The organism is Rhizobium mesoamericanum STM3625 (assembly GCF_000312665.1).
Taxonomy (GTDB): Bacteria; Pseudomonadota; Alphaproteobacteria; order Rhizobiales; family Rhizobiaceae; genus Rhizobium; species Rhizobium mesoamericanum.
In genome coordinates this window covers 3,448,346-3,470,213 of record NZ_HF536772.1, presented here as the reverse complement: position 1 = coordinate 3,470,213, position 21,868 = coordinate 3,448,346, and the positions used below count along the sequence as shown (strand labels likewise).

The 21,868-nt window shown below is 59.8% G+C and carries 19 protein-coding genes; 11 read left to right on the top strand and 8 right to left on the bottom strand.

The features are described 5' to 3' along the window. From BN77_RS16990 to BN77_RS35670, 4 genes are all read left to right on the top strand, one after another. On the top strand, positions 1 to 1,152 hold the full coding sequence (locus tag BN77_RS16990) for a M24 family metallopeptidase (RefSeq protein WP_007534104.1): 1,152 nt from the start codon (positions 1 to 3) through the stop codon (positions 1,150 to 1,152). Positions 1,153 to 1,304: 152 nt separating this feature from the next. After that, positions 1,305 to 2,138: a hypothetical protein gene (locus BN77_RS16985; protein WP_007534101.1), complete on the top strand. Its 834-nt coding sequence runs from the start codon at positions 1,305 to 1,307 to the stop codon at positions 2,136 to 2,138. Positions 2,139 to 2,244: 106 nt separating this feature from the next. Next, positions 2,245 to 3,177 carry a ribose-phosphate pyrophosphokinase gene (locus BN77_RS16980; protein WP_007534099.1) on the top strand — a complete coding sequence of 311 codons (933 nt, stop codon included), beginning with the start codon at positions 2,245 to 2,247 and terminating at the stop codon, positions 3,175 to 3,177. Between the two features lie 48 nt (positions 3,178 to 3,225). Continuing rightward, positions 3,226 to 3,606 (top strand): Kazal-type serine protease inhibitor family protein, encoded by a 381-nt coding sequence (locus tag BN77_RS35670; RefSeq protein WP_341872159.1) that lies wholly within the window; start codon positions 3,226 to 3,228, stop codon positions 3,604 to 3,606. Positions 3,607 to 3,679: 73 nt separating this feature from the next. Here the strand turns inward: BN77_RS35670 and BN77_RS16975 are convergent, their stop codons facing one another. The 4 genes from BN77_RS16975 to BN77_RS16960 form a co-directional block, all read right to left on the bottom strand. Beyond that, the gene (locus tag BN77_RS16975; protein ID WP_007534097.1) at positions 3,680 to 4,357 is read right to left on the bottom strand and encodes a peroxiredoxin-like family protein; all 678 of its coding nucleotides are present in this window, start codon (positions 4,355 to 4,357) and stop codon (positions 3,680 to 3,682) included. 87 nt (positions 4,358 to 4,444) lie between these two features. Then, the gene (locus BN77_RS16970; protein ID WP_040677315.1) at positions 4,445 to 7,699 is read right to left on the bottom strand and encodes an adenylate/guanylate cyclase domain-containing protein; all 3,255 of its coding nucleotides are present in this window, start codon (positions 7,697 to 7,699) and stop codon (positions 4,445 to 4,447) included. Between the two features lie 104 nt (positions 7,700 to 7,803). Further along, positions 7,804 to 9,258: a hypothetical protein gene (locus tag BN77_RS16965; protein ID WP_007534092.1), complete on the bottom strand. Its 1,455-nt coding sequence runs from the start codon at positions 9,256 to 9,258 to the stop codon at positions 7,804 to 7,806. An 83-nt stretch (positions 9,259 to 9,341) separates the two neighbouring features. Next, positions 9,342 to 11,429 carry a putative bifunctional diguanylate cyclase/phosphodiesterase gene (locus BN77_RS16960; protein ID WP_007534090.1) on the bottom strand — a complete coding sequence of 696 codons (2,088 nt, stop codon included), beginning with the start codon at positions 11,427 to 11,429 and terminating at the stop codon, positions 9,342 to 9,344. Positions 11,430 to 11,763: 334 nt separating this feature from the next. Here BN77_RS16960 and BN77_RS16955 point away from each other — a divergent pair, with 334 nt between their 5' ends. From BN77_RS16955 to pth, 4 genes are all read left to right on the top strand, one after another. Continuing rightward, positions 11,764 to 12,378 (top strand): 50S ribosomal protein L25/general stress protein Ctc, encoded by a 615-nt coding sequence (locus BN77_RS16955; protein ID WP_007534088.1) that lies wholly within the window; start codon positions 11,764 to 11,766, stop codon positions 12,376 to 12,378. A gap of 183 nt (positions 12,379 to 12,561) precedes the next feature. Next, positions 12,562 to 14,922: an EAL domain-containing protein gene (locus tag BN77_RS16950; protein WP_007534086.1), complete on the top strand. Its 2,361-nt coding sequence runs from the start codon at positions 12,562 to 12,564 to the stop codon at positions 14,920 to 14,922. Between the two features lie 23 nt (positions 14,923 to 14,945). Further along, the gene (locus BN77_RS16945; RefSeq protein ID WP_040677861.1) at positions 14,946 to 15,665 is read left to right on the top strand and encodes a substrate-binding periplasmic protein; all 720 of its coding nucleotides are present in this window, start codon (positions 14,946 to 14,948) and stop codon (positions 15,663 to 15,665) included. Between the two features lie 90 nt (positions 15,666 to 15,755). Continuing rightward, positions 15,756 to 16,472 (top strand): aminoacyl-tRNA hydrolase, encoded by a 717-nt coding sequence (gene pth / locus BN77_RS16940; RefSeq protein WP_007534082.1) that lies wholly within the window; start codon positions 15,756 to 15,758, stop codon positions 16,470 to 16,472. A 107-nt stretch (positions 16,473 to 16,579) separates the two neighbouring features. Here pth and clpS read toward each other — a convergent pair whose 3' ends face one another. After that, the gene (gene clpS / locus BN77_RS16935; protein WP_007534080.1) at positions 16,580 to 16,891 is read right to left on the bottom strand and encodes an ATP-dependent Clp protease adapter ClpS; all 312 of its coding nucleotides are present in this window, start codon (positions 16,889 to 16,891) and stop codon (positions 16,580 to 16,582) included. 179 nt (positions 16,892 to 17,070) lie between these two features. Here clpS and ychF point away from each other — a divergent pair, with 179 nt between their 5' ends. Next, on the top strand, positions 17,071 to 18,174 hold the full coding sequence (gene ychF, locus BN77_RS16930; protein ID WP_007534077.1) for a redox-regulated ATPase YchF: 1,104 nt from the start codon (positions 17,071 to 17,073) through the stop codon (positions 18,172 to 18,174). Between the two features lie 22 nt (positions 18,175 to 18,196). Here ychF and BN77_RS16925 read toward each other — a convergent pair whose 3' ends face one another. Continuing rightward, positions 18,197 to 19,276 carry a hypothetical protein gene (locus tag BN77_RS16925; protein ID WP_007534075.1) on the bottom strand — a complete coding sequence of 360 codons (1,080 nt, stop codon included), beginning with the start codon at positions 19,274 to 19,276 and terminating at the stop codon, positions 18,197 to 18,199. 80 nt (positions 19,277 to 19,356) lie between these two features. Between BN77_RS16925 and BN77_RS16920 the strand changes: the two genes are divergently transcribed. Both BN77_RS16920 and BN77_RS16915 read left to right on the top strand, forming a co-directional pair. Next, a complete protein-coding gene (locus BN77_RS16920) occupies positions 19,357 to 19,827 on the top strand; it encodes a MaoC family dehydratase (RefSeq protein WP_007534073.1) in 471 nt (156 codons plus the stop codon). Further along, positions 19,824 to 20,291, top strand: a complete 468-nt coding sequence (locus BN77_RS16915) for a MaoC/PaaZ C-terminal domain-containing protein (RefSeq protein WP_007534071.1) — start codon at positions 19,824 to 19,826, stop codon at positions 20,289 to 20,291. Before BN77_RS16920 ends, BN77_RS16915 begins: the two co-directional genes overlap by 4 nt. Before the next feature lie 9 nt (positions 20,292 to 20,300). On the opposite strand, the gene BN77_RS16910 is transcribed toward BN77_RS16915, so the two are convergent. Next, positions 20,301 to 20,843, bottom strand: a complete 543-nt coding sequence (locus tag BN77_RS16910; protein WP_007534070.1) for an adenine phosphoribosyltransferase — start codon at positions 20,841 to 20,843, stop codon at positions 20,301 to 20,303. Between the two features lie 115 nt (positions 20,844 to 20,958). Beyond that, the gene (locus BN77_RS16905; RefSeq protein ID WP_040677312.1) at positions 20,959 to 21,852 is read right to left on the bottom strand and encodes a cytochrome c1; all 894 of its coding nucleotides are present in this window, start codon (positions 21,850 to 21,852) and stop codon (positions 20,959 to 20,961) included. Positions 21,853 to 21,868 lie beyond the last annotated feature (16 nt).

The window sequence follows — 21,868 nt, the reverse complement described above, 5'->3', positions numbered from 1 at the left end:
ATGGCCCTGCATTTCGACAGATCCGAGTTCACCGTCCGCCTCGCGCGCCTGACAGACAAGATGCGCGAGGAGAAGCTGGACGCCCTGCTCCTCTTTGCGCAGGAAAGCATGTATTGGCTGACAGGATACGATACCTTCGGCTACTGCTTCTTCCAGACACTTGTCGTCAAGTCCGACGGAACGATGGCCCTACTCACCCGCTCCGCCGATCTGCGTCAGGCCAAGCACACCTCCATCTTGGAGAACGTCCACATCTGGGTCGACCGCGTGAACGCCGATCCGACCATCGACCTCCGCAATCTATTGGTCGAGATGGACCTGCTCGGTGCCAGGATCGGCGTTGAGTATGATACACACGGCATGACCGGCCGCATCGCCCGGATGCTTGATGCGCAGTTGACGTCCTTCGCCCAGATCGTCGACGCATCCTATCTCGTCAGTCGCTTGAGGCTGATCAAGAGCTTGGCCGAGGTTGCCCATGTCGAACGCGCGGCGGTGCTCGCCGATGAGGCGCTCGATCAGGCACTCGCACTGACGAGACCTGGCGCTGACGAGGCGGATGTTCTAGCAGCCATGCAGGGCGCCGTCTTTGCCGGCGGCGGCGACTACCCCGCGAACGAATTCATCATCGGCTCCGGCCAAGATGCCCTTTTGTGCCGCTACAAGGCCGGACGGCGCAAGCTCGATGCGCAAGATCAGCTGACGCTCCAATGGGCAGGCGCCTTCGCGCACTACCATGCGGCAATGATGCGTACGATCGTCATCGGCGAACCGAGCTATCGGCACCGCGAGCTCTACAACGCCTGCTACGAGACGATCCAGGCGATCGAGACCGTGCTGAAGCCGGACCACAGTTTCGGCGATGTTTTTGACATGCACGCAAAAATCATGGACGAGCGCGGTCTGTCCCGCCATCGACTCAATGCTTGTGGCCATTCGCTCGGCGCGCGGTTCTCGCCATCCTGGATGGAGCATCAGATGTTCCATGTCGGCAATCCGCAGCCGATCGAGCCAAACATGTCGCTCTTCGTGCACATGATCATCATGGATTCCGACACTGGGACGGCGATGACCCTCGGGCAGACCTATCTGACGACTGACGACGCGCCACGCGCCCTTTCCCGGCACTCTTTGGACTTCATCAACGTCTAGAGCTGCATGCCGAAGTCTTGGCGGTTTGCCGCTCAAATTTGGCCTCTTTTATTAGACGCAGATCATTGCTGGCAAGAATCCGGAATTGACACAGACCGGCGCCGGCCTTCATAAAGTCAAAGGGGCCGGCACAGGGAAGGATGTAACGAGGGATGACGCGAGTTGCGACTGCGCCGATGCTCCTTGCCTGCTTTGTCCTATCCGCCTGCAATACCACCGACGCCCTGGTCCCCCTGGTCGACATCGGCAATTCCTCCACAAACATGCGCTCATCGCCTGTGACACAAGGCGAGGTGGAGCGCATGGCGGGCACGTCGCGCCGGCAGGCTTTCGCCTCTGAACAGAGATCGACCGGGTACCATCCCGCCTACAACCAGACCGGCTACCGCCAGGGGTCGGGCGCCCCGCCCACCACCATGGAAGCCCAAGCCTTGGCCTTGCAGAGCAACACGCCCTCGCCTGCGGCCTCTGCGCCGATAAAAGCCGCGGCGCTATCTGAACCGGTTTCCAACGCCCAGGCCGAAGAAGAAGACATGGTGGAGACAACCCCGCGTGAGCCGCCTCGGCAGCAAAGCCAGACTGCCATGCTAAATACCGGCTCACCTTCAGCCGCAGCACACGGCACCACCGTCCGCTTCCTGCCGATCATCGGCGCACCGGTCCAGGCGGTCACACCACTTTCGCGCCAACTCGGGGACGAGGCCCGCTCGCACGGACTTTCGATAAAGAGTTCGAACGACAGCTCCAGCGCCTACATCCTGAAGGGATATCTTTCCGCCTTTTCCGACAGTGGCAAGGTAACCGTGGTCTACGTCTGGGACGTTCTCGATGGCGGCGGGGCGCGCCTGCACCGCATCCAGGGACAGGAAAGCGTGCCCTCCGACGCGCAGGACCCTTGGGCTGCCGTTCCTGCCTCGGTCATGCAGCAAATCGCTTCGAAAACCATCACTGAGTTCTCAACATGGCGTGATGCTCGTGGCGGTTAAGCCACAAGCTTTTCAGAAATATGAGCGGGGATGGCGCCTTAGCCCTTGCATTCAGGAGCAAGCTGGCTAAAAAGCGCGGCTATCAGCAGTCAATGGGCGGACCAAGATGAAGGTTTTCGCAGGCAATTCGAACCGGCATCTCGCCGAAGCGATCTGCAGCTATCTCAATGTGCCCTTGGGCAAAGCCAGCGTTAGAAGATTTGCCGACCAGGAAATCTTCGTCGAAGTCCAGGAAAACGTCCGCGGCGAGGACGTATTCGTCGTTCAGTCGACGTCTTTCCCGACGAACGATCACCTCATGGAATTGCTGATCATGATCGATGCGATGCGCCGCTCGTCGGCACGCCGTATCACCGCCGTTCTTCCCTATTTCGGTTATGCCCGTCAGGATCGCCGCGCCTCTGGGCGTACGCCGATCTCGGCCAAGCTGGTGGCGAACCTCATTACGGAGGCCGGCGCCGATCGCGTGCTGACCCTCGATTTGCATGCAGGTCAGATTCAGGGCTTCTTCGATATTCCGACGGATAACCTCTATGCTATCCCGGTCCTGACCCGCGATATCAAGGCCAACTACGACATCAGCAACGTCATGGTCGTTTCGCCTGACGTCGGCGGCGTCGTTCGCGCCCGCGCGCTCGCCAAACGACTCGACTGTCTGCTGGCGATCGTGGACAAGCGCCGCGACCGCCCGGGTGAATCCGAAGTCATGAACATCATCGGCGAAGTCGAAGGCAAGGATTGCCTGCTGATCGACGATATCGTCGATTCCGGCGGCACGCTCTGCAACGCCGCCGATGCGCTTCTTGCAAAGGGCGCTGCAAGCGTGACAGCCTACATTACCCACGGCGTTCTCTCCGGCGGCGCGGTTACACGCATCACCTCCTCCAAGTTGCGCGAACTTGTCATCACCGACTCGATTCAACCGACGACGGCCGTTCAATCCGCCCACAACATCCGCGTTGTGAGCACTGCGAGCCTGATCGGCGAGGCAATTAACCGCACGAGCCAGGAAGAGTCGGTTTCCAGTCTGTTCGACTGAACTGCTGCGAAATTCTTGACGACCGCTGAGGTTTGAACTTCCCCATAAATGCAACTTGCGCTAGGATTTAGCAAGAAATCCAGCCGCAGGGGAAGAATTATGACGCTCGCCGGGTTCCTGTCGCCGCGAAAGCTCGCTTTGCTTGCGCTTATCCCGCTTCTTTCCGCTTGCGCCGTCGACGTCGGGCCCAGTTATTCGCGCTCGCGCCCACCGCCGCCTCCCCGCCCGGCCGGGCCGCCGCAGATGTGCACCATGGAATATGCCCCGGTCTGCGGCCAGCGTGGGCCACGCGTCCAAACCTTCAGCAATGCTTGCCAGGCGCGCGCCGCCAACTTCACGGTCATCAGTCGCGGACAGTGCCGCCGAGAGCCCGGTATAACAATCCGCCCGCGGCCTCCCTCATCCCCGCCGCGACCCGGTGGCATGTAAACCCGCGAATACCGGCTAGTCTGCGGTCAAGGCCAGGGTCATGGCAATCCAACCCGGACGCTCGCGACGCAGCTTAGGCGGCAACGTTCGATGCCGCCGACATGACCTCCTCGGGCGCTGGGACGCCGAACATATGGCGCCCGTCGTCGGCGACCTCGGTGAAACACCATCTGACGACGCCATCGCGGTCGAGCAGGAATTCTCCGACCAGCTGGCCCTCACCCGTTGCGATCATGCGTTTGTCATCATCAGTGAATTCGTAGCCATCGGCATTATCGAGGTATTCGACAGCTGCGAGTGGAGCCATCGGTTGAGGCAGTTCGGGCATGGTGACACGCATGGAGGTGAGCGTGTCGAGGCTGACCTTGTAAGGCCAAACCGTTTCCGACTGCGTGAATTCGAGATTCGGAAGCCCGAAGGCGCGATGCGATATGCGATCAGGATCGGACGCCGCTACCAGATTGGGCAACGGATGATAGCGGAAATAAAGGCGCGCCCGATCGATCGGGGTGTTGACGATCGTCAGGCTCTCGACGCCCTTTTGCTGGAGATCGCCGGCGAGGCTCGCCATCGAGGCGATTTGCCGGCGGCAGAATGGGCAATGGAGCCCGCGAAACAGACCGACCAGCACGGGCTTCTGCCCCCGGAAGTCGTCGATTGATATCTTGCCCTGGCGCGTGATTGCATCGAGAACGACGTTCGGCGCGCGATCGCCGGGTTGCAACGGTCTTTCGCTTTGACTTTCGGGCATAACACCCTCCCTCGCTTGCGCATCGGCGGAAGGCCGAGCAGAAGAACAAAATCGCGAAAACTCAGCACTTTACCTGCCGGCATTGAATCAATCCAGGAAGGGCAGAACGACGAGTGCGTCGGGATCCAGCCCATGCCTGACGCAAACGTCTTGGGCGAGTGAAAAATATCGCTCGGCCTCGGCCATCTCGTCCTTTTCAAGGTTCAACGTCGCAAGTCCATCATAGCATGGAAAGAGAAGCTGTGGTTCGCCGATTTCGCGCGCGAGCTGAAGCGCTTCCTCGTAATAGGTCCAGGCGAGATCCGGCTTGCCGTGACATTGATGGATCTGTCCGAGCACGATGAGAGGCACCGCCAGATGATCGCGCTGGTCCAACGCCCGGTCGATCTCGATCGCCCTCTCGGCGGCCGGAACACCCTCCTTGGCGCAATTGTCCGTGAAGGTGCAGCAGGCAACAGCGAGATTGGCGAAAAGACGAGCCTGAAAGCCCAGATCGGAGATGCGCTTGGCAACGTCGAGGCCTTTGCGGCACACATCCATGGCATGCGCGGGATCGACGATGGTATAGAGGACTCCAAGATTGGAATAGGCGCGGCAGGCAGCACTGAGCAATCCCGCTGCTTCGGCAACCTCCAGACTTCGCTCGACTTCGCGCACGGCCTCGCGATGCCGCCCCAGCCGCGCCAGCGCTACGCCCTTGGTGTTCAATGCCTCCGCACGCACTTGTGCTGCTTCTGAGCCAGCGGACTCGGCGTTGTCGATAGCGGCCGTGTCGATGCAGGATAGCGCATCGTCGGCCCAGCGTGCCGCTGCACTTTGATCCCCCATGCGGAAGGCAAGATGTCCGCGCTCCTGCAGCAGATGCGCAAGCTCTATGGGTGCCACACTCTCGCTTAAAAGCGAAGCAGCCTGTGCATAATCTGCGTCCGCAAGATCGCATCTGCCGGCTGCCAGATTGAGACGGCCGAGCTTGCGCAGTATCCGCGCTGCCCCTGGCTGATCACCAACTTTTCTCAAGGTCGTCAGGGCGCGCCCATAATGTTCACGTGCCGTATCCCGCTCCCCCGCGGGGCCACAGAGGTCGGCGAACCGCTCATAAAGGGCAAGCAATTCCGAGCTGGCCTGCGGCTTATCCGAAATCGCCGCAAGAGCCTCGCGATAGAGGCGCATTGCATCATCGTTCGCATAGGTCTTGCGGGCTAGATCACCCGCGGCCATGAGATATTGAGCACCTTTGGCCGCATCGTCGGCCCGGCAGTAGTGACGGCCGAGTTGTGCAATGTCCTCAAGCCGGGTTGGAATGCCATGGTGCATCCGCTCGATCGCCGCGCCGATGCGTGCGTGTAGCTGCTTGCGACGCTGGAGCAAGAGATTGCCATAAATGGCATCGTGCAACAGCTGTTGTGGAAAGTGATAAGCGATCGCATTTGTCGAAGCGCTGCCAGGCGCTTCCTCGACGATCTCGGCTTGGCAAAGATAGTCCAGCCCATGCTCAACGCGCGCCGTATCCGATGCTACGGCACGAAGAAGCGCCATATCGAAGCGCGGCCCGATCACGGCTGCCTCCTGGACCAAACGCTTGGCATCGGGCGGCAGACGGTCGACGCGCGCAAGCAGCATCGCCTGCAGGCTCATCGGTATCTCGGTTCCCATCTCACCCCCGGCGACACTCCAACATCCATCCTCGCAACGCAGCACGCCCGTCTCGATCAGGGCCCGAACGATTTCCTCCATGAACAAGGGGTTGCCGCCCGCTCTTACGAGAATTCGTGAGCGCGTTTTGGCTGGCACGCAACTGTCCGCGCCAAAGAACTGATCGAGCAGCGCCTCACCGTCCTGAAGCGAAAGTGGCGCGAGCCGCATGAGCGTACGATTGATCCGGCTCGATTCCAGGCCTTCGCCCTCAGCAACCGAGCGCCCCGTCGTCAGCATCATCAGGCGCGTTCGCTCCAGCCTGTCCAGCACGAAGCGAAGCGCCTCGATGGAGGCAGCATCCGCCCAATGAAGATCCTCCACGACGAGCAGCAGCGGACTGAGCGACAGACGTCGCTCGAAGAGTGTGCGCGTTGCGTAAAAGATCTGCCGCCGCAGCTGCTCCGGCTCGACATGCCGCAGCGCTCCATCCGGATCGCCAAGGCCAAGGACGTAAGACAGGAGCGGTGTCAAACCCGAAACTTCGGTTTCGCTAAAGCCAAGGTCGATCAATCCCGATGCCAAGAGTTCCGCCGTCCGTGCCGCGGTTTCCCGCTCGGCTATCCCGTACGCGCTACGCAGAACGGATGCGAGCGTGCCGTAGGACTGCTCACCGAGTGGCGAACAGACGGCGCGGCGCACAACAACGTCACGATGTGCCCCTCCCTCGGTGACCGTCTTCAGGAACTCCTTGACCAACCGTGACTTGCCGATCCCTGCCTCGCCGATGAGCTGAACGAGTTGCGCACTGCCACCACAGGCAAAATCCAGACAATCGGACATCCGCGACAGTTCCGCATCACGCCCGATGAGTTCGGCGTGTAATCCAAGGCTTTCCAGCCCGCGCGCCGCATGGGGCGTCTCCATCCGCCCGAGGAGGCGATGCACCTGCACATTGCCGGTCTTCCCTCGAAGCGTCAACGAGCCTAGATTTTCGAAGGCGAAAGCATGCCGCGTCAGGCGCCAGGTGACCGGCCCAACGAGAACCTCTCCTGGTCCCGCCATGGTTTGCAGTCGCTGGGCCGTGTTCACCGTGTCACCGGTCACTGAATAGGACCGTGCCGCCGCCGCGCCAAAACCACCGCTGACCACCGGTCCGGTGTTGATGCCGACATGCAGCTGCAGCGGATCACCGCCGGCCAGATCCAGCCATTTGGCGCCAAGACGGTCTGCGCCGGCGATCATGTCAAGCGCTGCGCAAAGCGCGCGATCGGGATCATCCTCATGCGCTGTCGGCGCGCCGAACAACGCAAGCAGCGCGTCGCCGACAAACTTGTCGACAAAGCCGCCATAAGCTTCCACCGCCCGCGTCAATTCTTCGAACAGCTCGTTCTGCAGAGAGCGCATCAATTCGGGGTCGGTTCTCTCGCTGAGAGCGGTAAAGCCACAGAGGTCAGCAAATAGAACCGTCAGTGGACGCCGGTCGGCGACATCGTCCAATGGCGAGGGCGGCGTGACCGGCGGCGGGGCTTCTGTTGGGGCCGCGGTACTCTCAGCCCGACCGAGGGCGTTTCCGCACTTCGGGCAAAACGCGAAATCAGGCTGGCATGGCGCTCCACAGGAGGCACACGTAACGGGTTGTCTTGCGCCGCACTTTGGGCAGAACGCAAAACCGCTTTCGATCAAAAAGCCACAGGCGCCACAATTCATCGGCCTGCCTCTCGAACGCCTACCGCCCCTCATCTGGAGCTGACGCTGGGCAGACAGCATGGACCTGCCGCGGGTCACTCGCAAGACCCGCCCATGCTTGACGCTCAGTCGGCGCCCTTGATGACCTGGCCATTGATGGTGACGGATCCGTTTTTCGCAACGCTGATATCCCAGCGTTGGCGCCCATCGGGATCAGTCTTTGCAAAGCCTTTGGCCATCATCAGGCCAAACGATACTTGATTGAGATCGGCATTGGTCTTCGCAAGCTCCTGAACGGCGGCGATCGTCTTGTCGAGATCACGGGCCAGAACCGTCGCGTCCATGGAATAGTCCTTGGACGAGTCGATCCGCCCCCGGATCTTTCCGGAAACCTCAGCATCGTAGACGCTTGAAACCGCGCTGATTTTTGGGAAATCCATCACCAGCTCGCCGCCCTTGAAGAGCCGCTCGGCCGCCTTCTTGCCGCTGTCCTCCGATGCGGCGCCGCCTGTGAAATCAACTTTGAGAAACTCGTCGCCGAAGGCCGCAAAATCCATGTCGGCAATGGCGAACTTCAGCTGCAATTCCCGTGGCAGGAAAGCCGAATAGGCCGCAGGAACGACAGGGCTCGCGAAGCTGATCTGTTCCGCCGTCACACCGATCCCGAACCGCGTGGCATCGGTCGGACCGTCGAGGGTGACCTCATAACCGACGTTCTTCGCACCACCGCTCCCCGCAGCGCTCGATACCGTCAGATTATTGAGGCCAATCGTTTCGTTGAAACTCGTGAGTAACGGGAAGGCATCACGAAGCATCGCCTTCAACTTGTTGCTGTCGGACGCAGCAAGCTTCTTTTCGTCGGCATGGTCGATCACGAACAAGATGATGTCACGAACCTTGTTGGCAGGCAGGCCGTTTACTGCCGCCGCGAAATCAAATGCATCCGCGCGAATTTCGACCGGGGGCACCTCGCCGCTTTTGATCCTTTCGATAAATCCCGTCGCCGAGCCACTGGTGGCGAAGTTCGTTGTGCCGGCCGCAGCCCCCTCCGATGAGGCCACCTTGTACTTCATGCCGTCAAAGCCGGCATTGAGCTCCTCGGCTTCGGACTTCGACGAAAAGTTCACGGCCTTCGTGGAGAAGTCACCCGAGCGGAAATAGCTGATCGCCGGGTCGAACATGCCGCTGACCACGAACGCGTCGATGGCGTAGGTAAAATCCGCCTTCGGTTGCCCCGGCGCCTTGAAGCTGCCGGAGACATTGAGGGAGTTGTTCCCCTCCACGCTCCACAGACCGGTATCGAGTGGCGTCGCGAACATCGACCACGGCGTCAACCCGGTGATTGTCAGACTGCCCGGATCGAGCTTCTTCAGGAGCTTCGCCAAATCATAGATTATTTCGTAGCGAGTCCCTGCCGGATTGACCGTCACGACGCGGTCTTTCGCCACGCTCCTCGGCAGCAGCTTCGTCAGGCTTTCTTCGACTTGTTTCGCACCTGCCTGGTTGATCTCGGCACCGCAGGCGCCCGATGCCAGGGCGATCGCGATCGTGCTCGTTGCCGCAATGAGTTTGAACCGCATACCTGAATTCCTCTGCCGCTTACGTTTTGCGAGCATGTGAGGTTTCTGGGCGGCGGATGTCAAGCTGTCTTGCAACGCCGCAGTCAGGCCGCCGCGTCGGTCTTTACCGCAACTGACGCGCGATCGGCGTACTCGTCTACACCTGCTCCGTCGGCATTGACGAAGGCCTCGATGTCGGGGCGCGGCATCGGCTTTCCGAAAAGGAAGCCCTGCACCTGAAGGCAACCTTCGCGGCGAAGGAAATCGATATGCTCCTCCCGCTCCACGCCCTCGGCGAGGACCGGAATATCAAGGCTCTGCGCAAGAATGAGCGTCGAGCGAACGATTGCAGCAGACTGCTTGTTGGTGACGACGCCGTCGACGAAGGCACGATCGATCTTGATCTTATCGAACGGGAAGCTCTGGAGTGTCGACAGCGAGGAATAGCCAGTGCCGTAATCATCCATTGCCACCTTGACGCCCAACGTCTTCAGCCGCCGGATGGCATTCAGCGCGTGCCCGTGGTCGGCAATAATGCCGGACTCGGTGATCTCGAGCTCGAGGCGCGGTGCGGGCAGCCCGGTCTCCATCAGGATCTGCTTAACGATCTGCGGCAGGCGGCTATCGGCGAGTTGCTGCGCTGCCACGTTGACAGCAATGTTCAACGGGTTTTTCCAGCTGGCAGCTTCGATGCAGGCGGTGCGCAGCACCCATTCACCAAGCTCCATGATGAAGCCCGTCTTTTCAGAAATCGGGATGAATTCGGCCGGCGAGATATAGCCCCGTGTCGGATGTTTCCAGCGCAACAGCGCTTCGAAGCCTAACACCTCCCGTGTCATGGTATCGTTCTGCTGCTGATAGAACAGTTCAAATTCTCCGTTCTTCAGCCCTTCCCGCATCTCGATCGCAAGCGCACTTCGTTCGCGCGCTGCCTCGTCCATCGAAGGATCATAAATGCAAATGCTATTGCCCGCCGTCGTTTTGGCGCGGTACATGGCGACATCGGCCTGCGAAAGCAGGTCATCGACGGTTCGTGCCCGGTCTGGGAAGCTCGAAACACCGATGCTGGATCCGACGGTGAGCGACTGGCCGTTCCACTCCACCGGCAGTACGATCTCGTCGAGCAGGCGTTGCGCTAGGCTTCTGGCCTCGCAGCGGCCAACGTGATCGCGCATCACGACCACGAACTCGTCACCACCAACCCGCGCTGCAAACTGTCCCTTCTGCATGAGCTTCGTCAACCGCTCGCCGATGGCCCGCAGCACGGCGTCGCCGGCGGCATGGCCGTGCACGTCGTTGATTTCCTTGAAGCGATCGAGATCGAAGCAAAGCACGGCGATGTTCCAGCCGATTTCACGCGTGCTCTTGATCGCCACGGCCAGATGTTCGTTCAGCGCCGACCGGTTTGCTAGGTTCGTCAGTGGATCATGAAGGGAGAGATGGCGGTAGCGGGCGACAGCTGCTTCCGTCGATTGCATGTCGATGATGTAGGTGGAAGCGCCGAGCAGCAGGATGATAATCATCACCGCACCGACCAGGCTCGTCATCACCCCTACGGAGAGAATTTCGCGCGGAGCGGCGATTGCCGCATCCGGCACGATCGTCATGCCCGCCATACCAAGGAAATGCGTAGAAACGATTGCAAGGATCAGCGGCAGGGCCGCGCCGACCGGACTGAAGCGCGTCGTCGGCCGCCCGACCTGGCTTGCCATGAGTGCGCCGAAACCGGCTGCAGCAACCAGCGAGATGACGACGTAGGCGCTATTCCATTGAATATCACCAGCCACCTTGTAGCCAGCGATGCCGACATAGTGCATGGCCGCGACGCCAAGGCCGACGATTGCACCGCCCGCCTCGACCAGCGCATCCTGGCTACGCATCGACGCGACCGTAAAGCCGATCATTGAAGAGGCGACGCCGATGAATAGCGACAGCAGCGTCAAATCCGGCTCATAACCGCTAAGCGTCGGCGCGTGGAAGCCAAGCATGGCAATGAAGTGCGTCGTCCAAATCGTTGCGCCGCCGACGAAGCCCGACAGAAAAAGCCAATTGAATCTCTGTAGTCCATGCGTGCGCCGAACCCGCGAGAAAAGCCGCACGGTAAGCAGCGATCCAAGCAGGCAGATTACGGTTGCGAAGATCAGATGCGGCCAGCTGTGTTCGGCAACAATGCAGGTAAGAAGACGAGGCATCGGAGGGACCAGGTTGCGTTTTGGCCGTCATAGCAACGCCGACATTTTGTATTACTTAATCGCGCTGGAAATCCGGCTATATGGTTAAGCTTTCGCGATCTGCTTCAACTTCCGGACTGGTTCGAACGACCTCGCTCGCCAGGAGCTTGTTTTGAACTGTGGCCGTTGCCGATGAGGCACCAGCTTGCCTTTCCGTCACATCTATACTATAGCGCACGCGTCCGCGCAGACACCCTTGGAGGCAACGCGGATGAGGATGGGGTAACCCGCCTCCAGTTCCGCGGCAAGCATAGGCGTGCGCGGGGCTCTCCAAATAACCTCGGAAGGAAAAGTCATGAGCCACGAAAGCTACGAGCTCAAGGCCGAGGCGCGCGAACGGGTTGGTAAGGGGTCCGCCCGTGAACTTCGCCGCAACGGTTTGATTCCCGCTGTCATCTATGGTGACAAGCAGGCCCCCATTTCTATCGCTCTCAGCACCAACGAGGTGACGAAGCGCATTCACGCAGGTGGTTTCATGACCACCATTGCGACCATCGAAGTCGACGGCAAGAAGTACAAGGTTCTGCCGAAGGACTACCAGCTCGATCCGGTCCGCGACTTCACGATGCACGTGGACTTCCTGCGCGTTTCCGGCAACACGCAGGTTACCGTTGAAATCCCGGTTCACTTCATCAACGAAGAGAAGTCCCAGGGTCTCAAGGCTGGCGGCGTGCTGAACATCGTTCGTCACGAAATCGAAGTTCATTGCCCGGCCGATGCGATCCCGGAATTCTTCAACGTTGACCTCAACGGCAAGAAGATCGGCGACAGCATCCATATCTCCGACCTCACCATGCCGAAGGGCGTGGCGCCGGTTATTGCCGACCGCGACTTCACGATCGCAACGATCATCGCCCCGGCTGGCGGCGTTGACGAAACGGTTGAAGAAGAAGGCGAAGCAGAAGCCTGATCGCTTCCATAATTTGTAAAGCATAGGGCCCGCTTTCTTCGCAAAGCGGGCCCTTTTCATTGGCCCCAGGGAGCTCGTTTCAGCAACATTTAATACATTTCGTGAAACCATGCCGGTACGTTTTTAAGACCCACGGGCGTAGAAAATCGTGGATGGACAGTGCGGCTGGGAGCAAACGGAACAATGAACAATTCCGTTGAAAATCGTTTTTTGGCAATTATTTGCGGAGCACTGCTGCTCTTCGTCGCCCCACTGTTCGTCCTTTTTCTTTTTCTTTCCTCTGAGCGTGCAGACAAGGAAATCCGTGACCACATCTCGGTTCTTCTTGTCGCCAATTCTCAGGCGCTCGCAAAGCCGCTCTGGGACCTTGACGACGACAGCGTAACCCAGATCAGCGCGACGATCGTTTCACAGAGCGCCATTGTCAAAGTTCAGGTCCGTGACCAGTCGGGGCAGCTTGACGTCACCCAGTCTACCATACCGAAGTCGTTCAGGGGCGATCTCGTCCAGGTATCGCGCGCGATCATATACAACACGATCGACGGCCCGAAAAATCTCGGCACCATTTCCGTGTTCTATCCGGCGCTCGGTCTCTTCTCGGGCCTGAAGCACGAAGAAGTCGTCTTCATGTCGATCTTCATCTTCGCGGTGCTTGCGGTCTTCAGCGCTGCCTTGATCGGCAATCGTATCTTCATCATCCGGCCGCTGATGCGCTTGACGGCGGCGGTCGAGGCCACGCGCCAGCTCGGATCGCGCCAACACGTGAACTGGCAGTCGAACGACGAGATGGGCCGCCTCGCGCGTGGCTTCAACGAGATGCAGTCGAAGCTCGAAAGCGAGGAGCGCGAATTGAAGCTCGCGCATCGCCGTGCCGTCGATATCTACGACCTTACCCCCGCCATGCTTTTCTCCCTTGACGAGGACGATCGCATTACCGCCGTCAGCGACTACTGGCTCGTCGCGACCGGCTACGACCGACCGCACGTGATCGGTTGCCGGTTCGCCGACCTCGTGACTGCAGATACACGCGAAGCGTTCCTCAAGCGCAAGAACGATCTCGAGGGCGGCCCGGCAGTCGATGTCACGGTCAAATTCATCTGCGCCGACGGTAACATTATGGATGTGCTCATCCTGGAATCGACGGCGGCGACCGCCGGTTATGATCGGCTCTCGCTGTCGGTCATGACCGATGTGACCGAGCTCAAAGCCTCCGAGGCACGCAATCACCAGCAGGCCATCAGGGACCATCTGACCGGGCTTTTGAACCGTCAGGGGTTCGAGTCGGTGCTCGACACAAAAATTCAGGAGGCGGATGCTGCAGGCCAGGAACTCGCCTGCCTGTTCATCGACCTCGATCGCTTCAAATGGATCAACGACAATCTCGGCCACGCCGAGGGCGACAGGGCCCTTCGGGAGTTTGTCGGCCGGTTGAAGATGCACCTGGCACCATCCGATCAAGCGGCCCGCCTTGGCGGCGACGAATTCGCGATCCTTCTCCCGGCGAAGGATGGCGCCCGCCGGGCAAGCGCGATGGCCGAGCAGATTGCCTCCATCTTCATCGAGCCGTTCGGTCCGGACCTGCATATGAGCGCCAGCGTCGGTATCGCCATTTACCCGCGCCATGCCGCCAACGCATCCGAGTTGCTGCAGAAATCCGACATGGCCATGTACGCAAAGAAGCGTGACGGCAAGAACGGTGCGCAGTTCTTCGACCACAGCATGATGGACCGCACGCGAGCCCGCGCCGAAATCGAGACCTGTATCGAGGCCGGCCTCGCCGAGGACTGGTTCGACGCCTACCTGCAGCCGATCGTCAATCTAAACGGCCGCAGCATCGCGGGTTTCGAGGCCCTGATGCGTCTCAACCATCCGCAAAAGGGCTTGATGGCACCGGCGGAAATCATCCATGTCGCCGAGGAAACAGCGAAGATTATTCGCGTCGGCAACGTCATCATGGATAAGGCGATCACTCATCTTGCCGCTATTTCCAGGTTGCCGGGCATGCAGGATAGCTATCTCGCCATCAACTTCTCTCCTTTGCAGTTCGAAGACGCCCTGCCCGCACGTCTGGCTGCACTGCTTGGCCGCCACGGCATTCGCCCCCAGCGTATCGTCGTGGAGATAACCGAGGCGGTATTGATGCATAACAATCCGCAAATCCACACTGTCGTCACCGAGATGCGCCGCTTCGGCTGCAGAATTGCCCTCGATGACTTCGGTACCGGCTATTCGTCACTCAGCTATCTCAATCGCTTTCCGGTCGACATCATCAAGGTCGACCAGTCGTTCACCCAGTCGATCAACGACATGAACGATGATGTCCGCGAAAAGAGCCGCACGCTGGTGGAAAGCATCACGACGCTATCCCACAAGATGGGCTGCACTGTCATTGCCGAAGGCATCGAGACCGAGGATGAATGCCGGACGCTGCACGAAATGGGCCTCGACTTCGGCCAAGGATACCTGTTCCACCGCCCACAGCATGCCGCGGCGTTGATCGAGCGTTTGATCGCGCCGGATCATCCTGTCGCGCGGGCTTCGTGAACACCGGGAAGAAGGTCAATACGATGAAGCGACTGCTCCTTTCCATTCTGTTCGGTCTCGCTGCCTCGACCAATGCCCTTGCAGCCGCCGTCACACTCGCAACGGAGGAATATCCTCCCTTCAGCTACCGTGACGGGAAAGCCATCAAGGGCGCCTCGGTCGAGCAAGTCGAAAAGGTGATGAAGGACGCCGGCATTGAATACAAAATCGAGATGATGCCCTGGGCCCGAGCCTACGCGCTTGCCCAAAACACGCCCTTGGGCTGCGTCTTCACGACCGCGCATAATGCGAAACGCGACCCGCTGTTCAAATGGGTCGAACCTCTGCTGGTCGATCGCAACATCCTCATTACTAAGAGGGGCTCTGGCGTGGCAGCCAAGGATCTCGAGGAAGCCCGGAAATACACCGTCGGTACCCAGCGCGAAGACTATACCGAGATGACGCTGAAGGAGAACGGCTTCACCAAGCTCGACATCGCCACCGACTTCAACGCCACATTGCGCAAGCTGCTCAACGGTCGCATCGAGATGATGCCGATTTCCGAGATCTACTTCGGCAAGCTCAAGACCGAACAGCCTTTGGAGATGGTTACGGTGCTCTCCACCCAAGCGATGGGGATCGCCTGCGAGAAGGACTTTCCAAGCGATATGCTGGCCAAGATGCAAGCCGCACTGAACAAGCTGATTGCCGATGGCACGCAGAAGGCCATCTTCACCAAATATGGCCTAGGCTCCGCAGACTGATTTTTCCGCGGTCATGGCCACTTCGCCTTGACTTTGACGCCGTTTCGCGATGGTGAACGGACAAAGCACACTGCAAGGAATGAACGCGCCATGCTGATCATCGCCGGTCTCGGCAATCCCGGCGGCAAATATGCCGGAAACCGCCACAACATCGGCTTCATGGCCGCCGATGCCATTTACCGTCGCCATAATTTTTCGCCTTGGTCGAAGAAGTTCAAGGCTGAGACTGCAGAAGGCGAGATAGCAGGCGAGAAGGTGTTGCTCATCAAGCCGCAGACTTACATGAACCTCTCTGGCGAAGCCGTCGGCGAGGCCATGCGCTTTTACAAGCTGCAGCCCACCGACCTCGTTGCAATCTATGACGAACTCGACCTGCCGCCCGGCAAGGCCCGCCTCAAGACGGGCGGCGGCCATGGTGGCCACAACGGCATCAAGTCGCTGGACGCCCATTGCGGCAAGGAATATCGGCGCCTCCGCCTTGGCATTGGTCACCCCGGCGTCAAGGAACTTGTGCAACATCACGTTCTCAGCGACTTCGCAAAGGCTGACCAGGCCTGGCTTCAACCGCTGCTGGATGCGCTTGCCGACAATGCAGACATGCTGGTTCGCAAGGAAGATTCCCAGCTGATGAACAAGCTAGCGCTTGCGCTTGGCGACAAGGGCGAAGAGGACAAGCCGAAGCCGGAGAAGAAGGCAGCGGCAAAGTCCCATATCCACCAGGCCCGCAATCACAGCCAGCCAAAGTTGCCTGCATCTGGGCCAATGGCTGAAATGCTGAAGAAGATGTTCGGCAACAAGGGCGATTGACCCTCTTAGATCCTGCGACTGGTAACGGCTTAGCTCGGAGCCGCCTCGAGGGTGTGGAGAGCCTCAAAAGAACAGAATAGTAGAAAGCCTGGTTAGAGATCGCCAGGTTATTCTTCCGGCTCCGCCGTCAGCATCAGGGGATAACCTGCCTCCTTGGCATAATCCATCGCCTCCTTGACCTTGGTCTCGGCGATATCTTTCGTACAGACCACAACGACGCTCGATCCCATCTTGTGCGCTGTCATCATCACACGATAGCCAACCTCCTCACTCATGCGGAAGACTGCCTTGAGGATCATCACGACGAATTCGCGCGGCGTGTAATCGTCATTGAACAGGATGACCTTATAGAGCTTCGGCCGAGCGAGCTTCGGTTTCGACTTTGTCTTCGGTTTAAGGGCAATATCGTTGTCACTCATCGGAAACCCACCGTTGATGACATGGAGAGGCGATAACAGTTCGCCGATATCTATATTGCGCTGCAAAGCGACCCTTCAAGCCCTCGGAATGCAAGAGACCTGCGCGAAAAGCTTGACCGCGAGGCGCGTTTTATCCCATAGCCACCACCAACGAATTCAAGAACAGCAGGTTTCTGGCCATGGGCTTTAAATGCGGTATCGTCGGTCTGCCGAACGTCGGCAAATCGACCCTCTTCAATGCGCTCACAAAGACGGCAGCAGCGCAGGCGGCAAACTATCCCTTCTGCACGATAGAACCGAACACCGGTGAAGTCGCCGTTCCCGATCCCCGCATGCAGAAGCTCGCAGCGGTTGCCGGCTCCAGGGAAATCATCCCGACCCGCATTTCTTTCGTCGATATCGCTGGCCTTGTGCGCGGCGCTTCGAAGGGCGAAGGCCTCGGCAACAAGTTCCTCGCCAATATCCGCGAAGTCGATGCTGTCGTGCATGTCCTTCGCTGCTTCGAGGACGACGACATCACGCATGTGGAGGGTCGCATCAATCCGGTCGGCGATGCCGACACGATCGAAACCGAGCTGATGCTCGCCGACCTCGAAAGCCTTGAGCGCCGCGTCGAGCAGACGCGCAAGCGCGCCACTGGCAAGGACAAGGATTCGATCGCCCAGCTGCCGGTCATGGAAGCCGTGATCAAGCTGCTGAACGAAGGCAAGCCCGCTCGCCTGCTCTTGAAGACCCTGGCGCCGGACGAAATCGAGATCCTGAAGGGCCTCAACCTTCTGACCTCGCATCCGGTCCTCTATGTCTGCAACGTCGCGGAAGCCGACGCTTCGACCGGCAACGAGCACACCAAGGCAGTGGCCGCCATGGCCGAGAAGCAGGGCGCCGAATGCGTCATCATCTCGGCCGCGATCGAATCTGAAGTGGCCCAGCTTCCCGAAGAGGAAGCGAGGGAGTTCCTCTCGGCGCTCGGCCTCGAGGAAGCCGGTCTCGACCGGCTGATCCGCGCCGGTTACCACCTGCTCGACCTGATCACCTATTTCACGGTTGGCCCCAAGGAAACGCGCGCCTGGACGATCGTGCGCGGCACCAAGGCGCCGCAGGCGGCTGGCGTCATCCACACCGACTTCGAACGCGGCTTCATCCGCGCCTTCACCATCGGCTACGACGACTACATCAACTTCAAGGGTGAAGTCGGCGCCAAGGAAGCCGGCAAGGGCCGCGACGAAGGGAAGGAATACGTCGTCCAGGACGGCGACGTCATCCACTTCCGCTTCAATACCTGACGCGAGCTAAGACGCTGCCGCCCTATGCCGGCGGCAGCTTCTCCCGCATGGCAGCCGGCAGCCTGCCCATGACGAACCGACGGAGCGGCATCCATCCCGTCCCGATGATCAGCACGATCGCGCCAACTGTCAGAAGCGTGATGTAGATGTAGGTATCAACCCGGCCGTCCCCAATGCGGAAGATTCCGTAGAGAGCAAAGCCCAGCGACAGCAGGCCTGACGTCACGAAGGCGCGCCGGTCAATGATGAGACCGATCAGCATGAGCGCGACGACGGTCACCACCACAACCGGCGTCCGAAACGATACCGTCTGCAGCGCAGCAAGCGTACCGCCGCTGAGCCCCGCAAGCGATATGACACTGTAGAGCAAGGCCGGCGATGCACCGAGATGGAGCCAGAAGGCAACGTCAGAATGGACTGTACGACGAAGCGGGTCGCGTAGATCGAATGTCATCGCCAGCGCGAAAAGACCGACTGCAGACGCAATCGCGATGATCGACAAGATGATGGGATGATTGAGCTCGAAGAGTGGATCGCCGCTCAACCAGCCAAACGCCCGCAGAATCAATTGCAGCGCGATCAATGTCGCCCCCATGATCGTCAACGCAAGTGCGAGCGGCACGCGATAAAGCAGGTAGAAGAGCCCTAGCACGACCGGAAAGGCAAGGGTGTACTGCAGCGCGACGTTGCCACCTATCGGGATAAGGGAGGGCGTCTCTTCCAGCCATCGCGCGGCGACAACTGCCGTCCAGATGGCAAGCCCGACCGTCAGCACGACCGCAGGCAGCGAAAGCCTCTGACGTCGAACAAGGATCTCGGCGAGTATGAGGATTGCTGGCAGCATGGCATAAACCGAAGCGATACCCCACAAGCCGGCCAACGCCACGACGATACCGATGGTTATCAACACGTCATGGAAGCCGCGGACGAAGCTTGGAGTTTCGGTATCCGAAAAAGGCGCCGACCTTGGAGGTGCTTCGGACGACAGTTGATCGACCCTGACGCCGTGCGCGATCAGGAATGGCAGCAGCCGCTCAGCGGCCTGGCGCGGAATGAGCCCCTCCCGCTCGGCTTCATCAAGGATCAACTTCAATTCGGGCATGGTCAAATTCTCGCGGGAATCGTTGAACCGCTTCGAATGCTATTGTAGTCGTTTTGAAACTCCTACCAGGGGAAGAGGAATTGTCCGATCAGAAACTCACCTTCGACGATTTCCAGCCGGGGCTGCGCTTTGCGCTCGGGCCGCGGTCGATAACGGCAGCGGAGATCATCGACTTCGCCCGCGAATTTGACCCGCAGCCGATGCATCTCGACGAGGCGGCCGGTCGCGCCAGCATCCTCGGCGGCCTGGCCGCGTCCGGCTGGCATACTTCGGCGCTGTTCATGCGCATGATGGCGGAGAGCTTTCTCCTAAATTCGTTCTCCCAAGGCGCGCCCGGCGTGGATTTCATGGAGTGGCGAAAGCCTGTTCTTGCCGGAGATACGCTTTCTGGCCATTCGACGGTCATGGAAACCCGACAGCTGCGCTCCAGGCCCGGCATCGGCATGGTGAAGTTTCGCCATGAAGTTTTAAACCAGAAGGCAGAACTCGTCTGTCGCGCCGAGAACTCGATCATGTTCGTCATGCGTGAAACGCTGGAGAAGACCGCATGATTATGGCGGAACGCTACGCCGAAGGCGAGAAGACCGATATCGGAAGCTATCTGTTTACGGCCGAACGGATCGTTCACTTTGCCGAGCGCTTCGACCCTCAACCATTTCACTTGGACGGGGAGGCTGCGAAGGCGACACTGTTTGGCGGTCTCTGCGCTTCGGGATGGCACACTTGCGCGGCCTGGATGAAAACGTTCATCGCGTACTGGAACGCCGAGTGCGCACGCCTTGCAAGCGAGGGAGTGAAACCACCCAAGCTTGGTCCCTCCCCCGGTTTTCAGAAGCTGCAATGGCTGCGACCGGTCTACGCCGGAGAGGAAGTGACCTACTCTGTCACGTTCCTTGCGAGCCGTCCGCTGGCGTCCCGTCCGGGGTGCCGGCTGAACAGTATTCTGTGTGAGGGGGCGATCGCTGACGCCACGCCGGTCATCCGGTTCGAAAGCAGCGTCATCGAATTCGAGTGATAGCGGGCCTCAGTGGCCCGCAAATTCCACCAGCGTGCGAACGTCGACGCCAAGCTCTTCGAGCTTCTTGCGGCCACCGAGATCCGGCAGGTCGATGACGAAGCAGGCTGAAACGACCTCCGCCCCCATCTGCCGCAAAAGCTGCGTGGCGGCAACCGCCGTTCCTCCGGTCGCGATCAGGTCATCGACGAGGATGACCTTCTCACCCGGCTGCACCGCATCCAGATGCATCTCCATCTCGTCGACGCCGTATTCCAGGCTATAGGCTACCCGCACGGTATCGCGCGGCAGCTTGCCCTTCTTGCGAATCGGTACGAACCCCGCCGAAAGCTGATGCGCGACCGCACCTCCCAGGATGAAGCCCCGAGCTTCGGTTCCGGCAATCTTGTCGATCTTCAACCCGGCATAGGGCTGCACCAGTTCATCGACGGCGCGGCGGAAGGCGCGCGGATTGCCGAGAAGCGTTGTGATGTCGCGGAAAATGATGCCGGGCTTCGGGTAGTCCGGAATGGAGCGGATGTTGGCTGCAAGCTCCGAAATCGTATCACTCATGGAATGTCCATATCTGCAGGCTTCAATTTGGCTGCACACTATCAATTGCCGCAGTCCGGACCAACAAAAAAGGCGGCCCGATGGCCGCCTTTCGCTAGACTCTGCAGCGAAGCTCTCAGTGTTCCTTGTTCGCGTAGACCGACCGCTTGGTCAGGAAGATCAATCCCGTGAAGATGACCAGGAAGACCATGACCATGAAGCCCGTACGCTTGCGCTCCTCAAGGTGCGGCTCAGCGGCCCACATCAGGAAGGATGCAACGTCCTTGGCATACTGGTCGACCGTCGCCGGCGAGCCGTCGTCATACGTTACCTGACCATCGGAGAGCGGCTTCGGCATGGCCAGTGCGGCAGCATTGGCGAAGTACGGGTTGTAATGCGTGCCTTCAGCCACCTGAACACCAGCCGGCGGCTGTTGATCGTAGCCAGTGAGCAGCGAGTAGATGTAGTCAGGACCACCTTCCTGATAGCCGCCGACGAACGGGATCATGTCGATCAGGAACTGCGGGAATCCGCGCTCGATTCCGCGCGCCTTCGCGATCAGCGAGAAGTCCGGAGGAGCCGCACCGTTGTTGGCAGCGGCAGCCGCTTCGTGGTTGGCGAACGGCGACGGGAAGTGATCCGACGGAATGGCCTTCCGGGTGAACATGTCACCGCTGGCGTTCGGACCGTCCTGAACTTCGTAGTTCGCCGCGAACGCCTTCACCTGGGCGTCGGAATAGCCGAGGTCCGAAAGCGTGCGGAAGGCCACGAGGTTCATCGAGTGGCAGGCCGCGCAGACTTCCGTGTAGACCTTCAGACCGCGCTGCAACTGGCCCTTGTCATAGTGGCCGACCGGACCGGCAAAGGTCCAGTCGATGTGCTTCGGATGAAGCAGCGGATAGTGCGGCGTTGCCCCTTCGGTATGTTGCGCCGGCTCGGCGCCGTTCGAGGCGGCTTCCTCGGCAAATGCTGCGCCGCCCAGTCCCGCGACGACAGCAAGCGACAGGAGGCTTGTAACAAGCTTTTTCATGTTTCTCTTCCCTTCC